Source organism: Phytobacter sp. V91, assembly GCF_965644225.1.
Taxonomy (GTDB): Bacteria; Pseudomonadota; Gammaproteobacteria; order Enterobacterales; family Enterobacteriaceae; genus CBFFRJ01.
The window spans coordinates 1-8,303 of sequence record NZ_CBFFRJ010000177.1 but is presented as its reverse complement, the minus strand read 5'-3'; the positions used below and the strand labels follow the sequence as shown (position 1 = coordinate 8,303).

7 protein-coding genes and 1 riboswitch are annotated in these 8,303 nt (G+C 52.5%); of the genes, 5 read left to right on the top strand and 2 right to left on the bottom strand.

The annotated features are described in order from the left end of the window. Positions 1–345 precede the first annotated feature (345 nt). Positions 346–1,263, top strand: coding sequence for a DNA-binding transcriptional regulator OxyR (oxyR, locus tag ACSZO4_RS23500; protein ID WP_437891492.1), 918 nt, complete (start codon positions 346–348; stop codon positions 1,261–1,263). Here the strand turns inward: oxyR and sthA are convergent. Continuing rightward, on the bottom strand, positions 1,246–2,646 hold the full coding sequence (sthA, locus tag ACSZO4_RS23495) for a Si-specific NAD(P)(+) transhydrogenase (RefSeq protein ID WP_437891491.1): 1,401 nt from the start codon (positions 2,644–2,646) through the stop codon (positions 1,246–1,248). The two genes, oxyR and sthA, sit on opposite strands and share 18 nt — an antisense overlap. A 196-nt stretch (positions 2,647–2,842) precedes the next feature. Between sthA and fabR the strand changes: the two genes are divergently transcribed. Beyond that, positions 2,843–3,481 carry an HTH-type transcriptional repressor FabR gene (fabR, locus tag ACSZO4_RS23490; RefSeq protein ID WP_437891489.1) on the top strand — a complete coding sequence of 213 codons (639 nt, stop codon included), beginning with the start codon at positions 2,843–2,845 and terminating at the stop codon, positions 3,479–3,481. A gap of 10 nt (positions 3,482–3,491) precedes the next feature. After that, positions 3,492–3,851, top strand: coding sequence for a YijD family membrane protein (locus tag ACSZO4_RS23485; RefSeq protein WP_437891488.1), 360 nt, complete (start codon positions 3,492–3,494; stop codon positions 3,849–3,851). Positions 3,852–3,899: 48 nt separating this feature from the next. Here ACSZO4_RS23485 and trmA read toward each other — a convergent pair whose 3' ends face one another. Continuing rightward, complete coding sequence (trmA, locus tag ACSZO4_RS23480; protein ID WP_437891487.1) at positions 3,900–5,000, bottom strand: tRNA (uridine(54)-C5)-methyltransferase TrmA; 1,101 nt, start codon at positions 4,998–5,000, stop codon at positions 3,900–3,902. 118 nt (positions 5,001–5,118) lie between these two features. Then, a riboswitch (cobalamin riboswitch) is annotated at positions 5,119–5,493 on the top strand. Positions 5,494–5,559: 66 nt separating this feature from the next. Here trmA and btuB point away from each other — a divergent pair. Next, positions 5,560–7,410 (top strand): TonB-dependent vitamin B12 receptor BtuB, encoded by a 1,851-nt coding sequence (gene btuB / locus ACSZO4_RS23475; RefSeq protein ID WP_437891486.1) that lies wholly within the window; start codon positions 5,560–5,562, stop codon positions 7,408–7,410. Further along, positions 7,355–8,206 carry a glutamate racemase gene (murI, locus tag ACSZO4_RS23470; protein ID WP_437891484.1) on the top strand — a complete coding sequence of 284 codons (852 nt, stop codon included), beginning with the start codon at positions 7,355–7,357 and terminating at the stop codon, positions 8,204–8,206. The genes btuB and murI overlap by 56 nt, the downstream gene beginning before the upstream one ends. The last annotated feature ends 97 nt before the right edge of the window (positions 8,207–8,303 follow it).

Here is an 8,303-nt window from a genome sequence, read left to right as displayed (position 1 = left end):
ACTGAAAATGTTAGGGAAAGAATACAGTAATATGGTCATGGATGACTGACCATATTACTGGGGATCACTCAGCCCACGGGGAGAGGGAGCAAACACTATAAAAGGCAACCAGGGTTGCCTTTTGGCTTTTACTTTGCGGGCTTTTTTAGGCAAAAAAAAGCGGACACGGAGTCCGCAAATGTTCACGTTGGCTTTAGTTGTTCAGAGAAAGAAACAGTGGCATCAAGGGTAATGGGTTCCGCTTCGTTTCTTGTGTTAATTATTGTACAGAATGCTTGATAGGGATAATCGTTCATTGCTATTCTATCTATCGCCATGAACTATCGTGGCGATGGAGGATGAATAATGAATATTCGTGATCTTGAATATCTGGTGGCGTTAGCTGAGCATCGCCATTTTCGTCGTGCTGCGGATTCCTGTCATGTCAGCCAGCCAACGCTGAGCGGACAGATCCGTAAACTGGAAGACGAACTTGGCGTAATGCTGTTAGAGCGCACCAGTCGTAAAGTCTTGTTTACCCAGGCCGGTTTGTTGCTGGTTGATCAGGCACGCACCGTGTTGCGTGAGGTCAAAGTGCTCAAGGAGATGGCAAGCCAGCAGGGGGAAGCAATGTCTGGCCCACTGCATATTGGTTTAATCCCCACCGTTGGACCTTATCTGCTGCCGCATATTATCCCTTTGCTGCATCAGACATTCCCGAAACTGGAAATGTACCTGCACGAGGCGCAAACCCATCAACTGTTGGCGCAACTGGACAGCGGTAAGCTGGACTGCGCCATTCTTGCGTTGGTGAAAGAGAGTGAAGCCTTTATTGAAGTTCCACTGTTTGATGAGCCGATGATGCTGGCGATTTATGCTGACCATCCATGGGCGAATCGCGATCGTGTCCCGATGTCCGATTTGGCAGGTGAAAAACTGCTGATGCTGGAAGACGGTCACTGTCTGCGCGATCAGGCGATGGGCTTCTGTTTTGAGGCAGGAGCGGAAGAAGACACCCATTTCAGGGCGACCAGCCTTGAGACATTGCGCAACATGGTGGCGGCAGGAAGTGGTATTACGTTGCTGCCTGCGCTGGCCGTGCCGCGTGAACGTAAGCGTGACGGGGTTGTCTATCTGCCGTGCATTAAGCCGGAACCCCAGCGCACGGTGGGTCTGGTCTATCGCCCTGGCTCTCCGCTGCGTAATCGTTATGAACAGCTGGCTGAGGCCATCCGCGCAGCAATGGATGGCCATTTTGACAGCGCATTAAAACAGGCGGTTTAAGCCATTTAATGCGGCTACCCGATAGGCTTCCGCCATGGTCGGGTAGTTAAAGGTGGTGTTAACAAAGTACTCGATGGTGTTCCCACCACCTTTCTGCTCCATAATCGCCTGGCCGATATGAATGATTTCGGCCGCGCGCTCGCCAAAGCAATGGATCCCCAATATCTCTTTGGTTTCACGGTGAAACAGGATCTTCAGCGTACCTACGCTCATCCCGACGATTTGTGCGCGCGCCAGATGCTTAAACTGCGCCCGGCCCACCTCATAAGGCACTTTCATTGCGGTTAGCTGCTGCTCAGTTTTACCGACGGAGCTGATCTCGGGAATGGTATAGATCCCTGTCGGGATATCCTCAATAAGATGCGCCGTGGCTTCACCTTTTATCATCGCCTGCGCCGCAATACGGCCTTGATCATAAGCGGCTGAGGCCAGGCTCGGGTAACCAATCACATCCCCTACCGCATAGATGTGCTGCAATGCGGTCTGGTACATGCTGTTTACCTTTAACTGACCGCGGCTGTCGGTATCCAGGCCAATGTTTTCCAGATGCAGGCTGTCGGTGTTGCCGGTGCGTCCGTTGGCGTAGAGCAGGCAGTCGGCTTTGACTTTCTTGCCGGATTTCAGATGCATAATTACGCCATCATCCGTACCTTCAATCTGCTCGTACTCTTCGTTGTGACGGATGACCACGCCGCTGTTCCAGAAATGGTAGGAGAGTGAGTCGGACATCTCCTGATCGAGGAATGCCAGCAGGCGATCGCGGGTGTTGATCAAGTCCACTTTGACGTTCATGCCCCGAAAAATTGACGCATATTCACAGCCGATCACCCCGGCGCCGTAAATGATGACGTGGCGCGGCTCATGATGCATGTTCAGAATCGAGTCGCTGTCGTAAATACGTGGATGGGCGAAGTCGGTGTCTGCCGGATGATACGGGCGCGAACCGCAGGCGATAACAAATTTTTCCGCCGTCAGGGTCTCAACCGAACCGTCCGGGCATTCCAGCGCCAGCGTGTGGGAATCGATAAAGTGGGCATCACCCTGCAGAATTTCACAGCGGTTGCGCTCGTAAAAACCTTGTCGCATCTGTGTTTGTTGATTAATCACGCTGTCCGCATGATTCAGAATATCGGCGAAAGAGGAGCGAAGGATGCGGGTGTGGTCACTGTATAACGGGTTTTGATTAAATTCGATAATGCGGCTGACGGCGTGGCGAAGGGCTTTGGAGGGAATTGTTCCCCAGTGGGTGCAGCCGCCGCCCACGTTATGGTAGCGCTCAATGACCGCTATCCGGGCACCCTGTTTGACCAGCCCCATAGCAGCACCTTCGCCGCCCGGGCCTGAGCCTATAACTATTGCGTCGTAATCGTAGGAATGTGGCATGGCAAGGCTTACCTGTTCTTATACATAAAAGCAACATAATAGTAACATCAACGGGCGGATAACCCAATTATCGTTGTGCTTTTTTCGTGCGCGGAAGCAGAAAGAGCGCGTAAACAATCATTCACAATCCAGTACAATCCGATTAGTTTTATTCTCTGGTATAGTGCCAGCAGGTCTGCGGAGGGATTCAAGCATCGTGATGGGCGTAAGAGCGCAACAAAAAGAGAGAACCCGGCGTTCGCTGGTGGAAGCAGCATTCAGTCAGCTGAGCGCTGAGCGAAGTTTCGCCAGCCTGAGTCTGCGCGAGGTTGCGCGTGAAGCGGGGATTGCCCCGACGTCATTTTATCGTCATTTCCGCGATGTGGATGAGCTTGGCCTGACGATGGTTGATGAGAGTGGTCTGATGCTTCGTCAGCTGATGCGTCAGGCGCGCCAGCGTATTGCCAAGGGAGGCAGCGTTATCCGCACCTCCGTGTCGACTTTTATGGAATTTATCGGTAATAACCCAAATGCCTTCCAGCTATTGCTGCGTGAGCGTTCTGGCACATCTGCTGCGTTTCGCGCCGCGGTAGCCCGGGAAATCCAGCATTTTATTGCGGAACTCGCCGACTATCTCGAACTCGAAAACCATATGCCGCGTGCCTTTACCGAAGCGCAGGCCGAGGCGATGGTGACAATTGTTTTCAGTGCCGGCGCTGAGGCGCTGGATGTTGGCGCGGAGCAACGCCGGCAATTAGAAGAGCGACTGGTATTGCAACTGCGGATGATTTCCAAAGGGGCGTACTACTGGTATCGCCGTGAACAGGAAAAAGTGGCGCATCAAACCGACGAGTGAAGGATGAGTAATGAAACAATCAGGTCAAGATAAAGGTACTTTGTTGCTGGCGCTGATCGCTGGCTTATCCATTAATGGCACCTTTGCAGCGATTTTTAGCTCCATTGTGCCTTTCTCCGTGTTTCCCATTATTTCACTGGTGCTGACGGTTTACTGTCTGCATCAGCGTTATCAAAATCGCACCATGCCTGTCGGGTTACCCGGGCTTGCGGCAGCCTGTTTTATTCTTGGCGTGCTGCTTTACAGTACCGTGGTGCGTGCGGAATATCCGGACATCGGTTCTAACTTCTTCCCGGCGGTACTGTCGGTGATTCTGGTGTTCTGGATTGGTTTTCGCCTGCGTAACCGCAAGCAGGAAGCATCTGAGTAAAATACACTCGCCGGACGGGATGCATGGCGTCGCCGTCCGGCGTTGATTTTACCTTGCGGTCAATAAAACACCGCACTCCATATGGTGCGTATACGGGAATTGATCGAACAACGCCAGGCGCTCTACCTTGTGCGTCTGGCTCAGTGTTTCCAGGTTCTTACATAAAGTTTCCGGGTTGCAGGAGATGTACAGAATGCGCGGATACGCCTGCACCATCTTCTCCGTTTCGCTATCCAGCCCGCTGCGCGGGGGATCGACGAAAATCGTCTCGCATTGATAACTCTTTAGATCGATACCCTGTAAACGGTTGAACTCCCGCACGCCGTTCATCGCCTGAGTGAACTCTTCTGCCGACATACGGATAATTTGCACATTATCGATGTGGTTAGCGGCGATGTTGTACTGGGCTGCGGCCACTGAGGGTTTGGCGATTTCTGTCGCCAGCACGCGATCGAAATTACGCGCCAGGGCCAGTGAGAAGTTACCGTTACCACAGTACAACTCCAGCAGATCCCCGGTTGACCCTTTGGTTGCACCTAATGCCCACTCCAGCATCTGCACGTTCATTGCCGCGTTGGGTTGTGTAAAGCTGTTTTCGACCTGGCGGTAAATCATCTCTTTGCCGTCAACAGGCAGGCGCTCATCAACAAAATCCTGGTCCAGCTCGATTTTTGTTTTGGTGGCGCGGCCAATCAGTTGCACGTTCAAATTTTGCGCCCGAAGGGCATCGCGCAGACGGGTCGCCTCTTCACGCCAGGCGTCATCCAGCTTTTTATGGTACAGCAGAGTGACAATGGCCTGGTTACTCATGGTGGTCAGATAATCAATCTGGAAGAGCTTGTGGCGCAGGATGTTATTTTCGCGCAGGTTCCCCATCAGCACGGTCATCAACTGGTTAATCAGTTCGCTGGCTGCCGGGAAGCTGTCGACGCGAATGCGGTCCCTGGTCTGCTGATCGAAAATAATGTGGTACAGATCATCGCCGTCATGCCAGATGCGGAATTCCGCGCGCATACGGTAATGGCTGACCGGTGAGCGGAACACCTCGGGCACGGGCGCGGAGAAGGGCGCCATCATCGATTGCAGACGCACGACTTTCTCGGCCAGTTGCGCTTCGTACTGTTCTGTTGGCAGGTGCTCGGGTGTCATTGTGTGTCCTGAGTGATTAAGAATAACGCGGGGATTGTAGGGATTGCTCAGGGGATGTCCAGTAGCGGATGTTTTTTCGATTCCTCTCATAGCAGTCTGGACATCCATATGTTTATGAATGTAGCATCCTTGTTCCGGTTCTGTAAGTTAAAAGGGAATCCAGTGTAAATCTGGGGCTGACGCGCAGCGGTAAGGAAGGGTGGGATGATAGCGAAAGCAGACACTGCTTATATATACCCTAAATAGTTCGGGTTGGATGAAGGCGGCAACGCAGTGAATCCCCGGGAGCTTACTGTAGTAAGTGACAGGGGTGAGCGAGGACAAATTGGCTATGCCAGTTTGAACAGCGCTTGCGCTGGCCCTGAAGGGGCGAGGCCATAGGCCGAGTAAAGCCAACGCACAGACAACGTGAAGTATGACGGGTATAAAAGTGGGAAGTCATCATCTTGTAGTACCTCCAAGCCCGAAGACCTGCCGGAATTACGTCGCATCTGGCGCCATCATCGCGAGCTATTGATGGTACCTGCGGCATCCTTCTTATTTTGTGGATGCTCACACAATGATTAAAAAAGCTTCGCTGCTGACGGCTCTCTCCGTCACGGCATTTTCTGGCTGGGCGCAGGACAGTAACCCGGACACTCTGGTCGTAACAGCAAATCGTTTTCAACAGCCGGCAAAAACCGTACTGGCACCGACGGAGGTGGTAACCCGCGAGGATATCGATCGCTGGCAGTCCCGTTCGTTGGTCGATGTCTTACGTCGTCTGCCTGGCGTTGATATTGCGCAAAACGGCGGCCTGGGCCAGACAGCTTCGGTCTATGTACGTGGTACGGAAGCAAAGCATCTGTTGTTGCTGATTGACGGCGTGCCGGTCGCGCGTTCGGGTATCTCGAACGATCCTGAACTGAACCAAATTCCTCTCTCGCTGGTACAGCGTGTTGAATATATCCGTGGACCGCGTTCTACCGTTTATGGTTCCGGAGCGATTGGCGGTGTGGTTAACGTCATCACCCGGACGGGAACTGAGCAGTCGCAGATTAATGCGAGCATTGGCTCTAAGGGCTATCAAACCTTTGATGGCACGGTGCGCCAGCGCTTCGGCGATACCGTTGCGACAGCGGCAGGTTCTTACACCAGTACCCGCGGCTTTAACGTGCAGCCGGATTCCAGCTGGGATCATGATGCAGACCGCGACGGTTACCGCAACAAAACGTTCTGGGGCAGCCTGCAACACAAGTTCAACGACAATTTCGACGGCTTCTTCCGCGGGTACAGCTTTACTAACAATGTGGATTATGATCTGGGTAGCCCACCGTTTTTACCTGAGTACAGTGCAGACGAGCGTCAGCTGTACAGCCAGGGCTGGGATACCGGCCTTAGCTTTAATCAGGGGATCTACTCTTCGCAGCTGGTGGCGAGCTATCAGAAAAGCAAAGACTACAACTACAGCAGTATTTATGGTCGGTACGAAGACGGCACGACCCTGGATGATATGGAACAACGCTATATCCAGTGGGCGAACAATGTTGCGGTAGGTAAAGGTTCGGTTAGTGCGGGCGTGGACTGGAAGCAGGAGCGGCTGGTTTCATCTAACGCCACGACACGTGACGCCTATGATCGTGACAACACTGGTCTCTATTTGTCAGGCCTGCAACAGTTTGGCGATGTCACGCTTGAGGCTTCTGGTCGTGAAGATAAAGATGATGAGTTTGGCTGGCACGGCACCTGGCAGACGGCAGCGGGCTGGGAGTTTGTCGAAAACTATCGCCTGACCGTTTCCTATGGCACCGGCTTCCTTGCGCCATCTCTTGGACAGCAATATGGCGCGAAGCGCTTTACGATAGCTTCAAACCCGGATCTGAAACCGGAAGAGTCAAAACAATGGGAAGCGGGCGTAGAGGGGTTGACCGGTCCGCTGGACTGGCGCCTGTCCGCGTATCGTTATGAGATTGATAATCTTATCACTTATAACAATACCGCTTACTACAACATCAACTCTGCCACGATTAAGGGCGTGGAGTGGACGGGAAGCGTGGATACCGGCATCTTCTCGCATCGTGTAACGCTGCAATATATTGACCCGCGTGATGATGTAACGAATGAAGTGCTGCCGCGTCGCGCTAAACGCCAGGCCAAGTATCAGCTTGACTGGGCAGTATTTGATGTGGATATGAACCTTGCCTGGGAATACTTCGGTAAGCGCTATGACAACAGAACCTCAACCTACAATCCTGAGCAGCGTGTTCTGCCAAGCTACAGTACGGTTGATTTTTCTGCGTCATATCCAGTGACCTCTCACCTGACAGTTCGTGGTAAAATAGCTAACCTGTTCGATAAAGACTACGAGACAGCTTATGGCTACCAAACTGCAGGACGGGAATATACCGTGTCTGGCAGCTACACCTTCTAAATTACGGCCCACCGTGCTGGTGTTTGATTCCGGCGTCGGTGGGTTATCGGTGTATGACGAGATCCGGCATCTCCTGCCGGATCTGCATTACATTTATACTTTCGATAATGTTGCCTTTCCTTATGGGGAGAAGAGTGAAGAGTTTATCGTTGAACGTGTTGTGGAAATTGTCACCGCCGTTCAGGCCCAGTACCCACTCTCCCTCGCCGTTATCGCCTGTAATACCGCCAGTACCGTTTCACTCCCCGCATTGCGCGAAAAATTCTCCTTCCCGGTTGTTGGCGTTGTGCCTGCAATCAAACCTGCTGCTCGTTTAACGGCGAATGGCGTAGTAGGGGTGCTGGCAACCCGTGCAACGGTTAAGCGTCCATATACTCATGAGCTGATTGCCCGTTTTGCTAATGAATGCAAAATCGAACTGCTCGGTTCCGCTGAGATGGTCGAACTTGCTGAGGCGAAACTGCATGGCAGACCTGTTCCACTTGATGAGCTAAAGCGAATTCTGCGTCCGTGGTTGCGGATGACTGAACCGCCAGACACGGTGGTTCTGGGTTGCACTCATTTTCCTTTATTGCAGCACGAGCTTCTACAGGTGTTACCTGAAGGAACACGGCTTATCGATTCCGGGGCGGCCATCGCTCGTCGTACCGCCTGGCTGTTGGAACATGAAGCCCCTGATGCAAAATCAGCAGATGAAAATTTAGCGTATTGCATGGCCGTCACGCCAGAAACTGTACTTTTATTGCCCGTTTTGCAGCGCTATGGGTTCAGAACGCTGGAAAAACTGGCCGTTTAGCAAGCTTTTGCACAAAAAAGAGACGGTTGAAAAGTTTTTTGAATTTAGCGCTTGTCAGCCCGGAATAACTCCCTATAATGCGCCTCCACTGACACGG

Coding starts and splice junctions, on each gene's coding strand:
- trmA (WP_437891487.1), bottom strand. CDS start 5,000: ATGACACCCGAGCACCTGCCAACAGAACAGTACGAAGCGCAACTGGCC.
- ACSZO4_RS23485 (WP_437891488.1), top strand. CDS start 3,492: ATGAAACAATCAGGTCAAGATAAAGGTACTTTGTTGCTGGCGCTGATC.
- btuB (WP_437891486.1), top strand. CDS start 5,560: ATGATTAAAAAAGCTTCGCTGCTGACGGCTCTCTCCGTCACGGCATTT.
- oxyR (WP_437891492.1), top strand. CDS start 346: ATGAATATTCGTGATCTTGAATATCTGGTGGCGTTAGCTGAGCATCGC.
- murI (WP_437891484.1), top strand. CDS start 7,355: ATGGCTACCAAACTGCAGGACGGGAATATACCGTGTCTGGCAGCTACA.
- sthA (WP_437891491.1), bottom strand. CDS start 2,646: ATGCCACATTCCTACGATTACGACGCAATAGTTATAGGCTCAGGCCCG.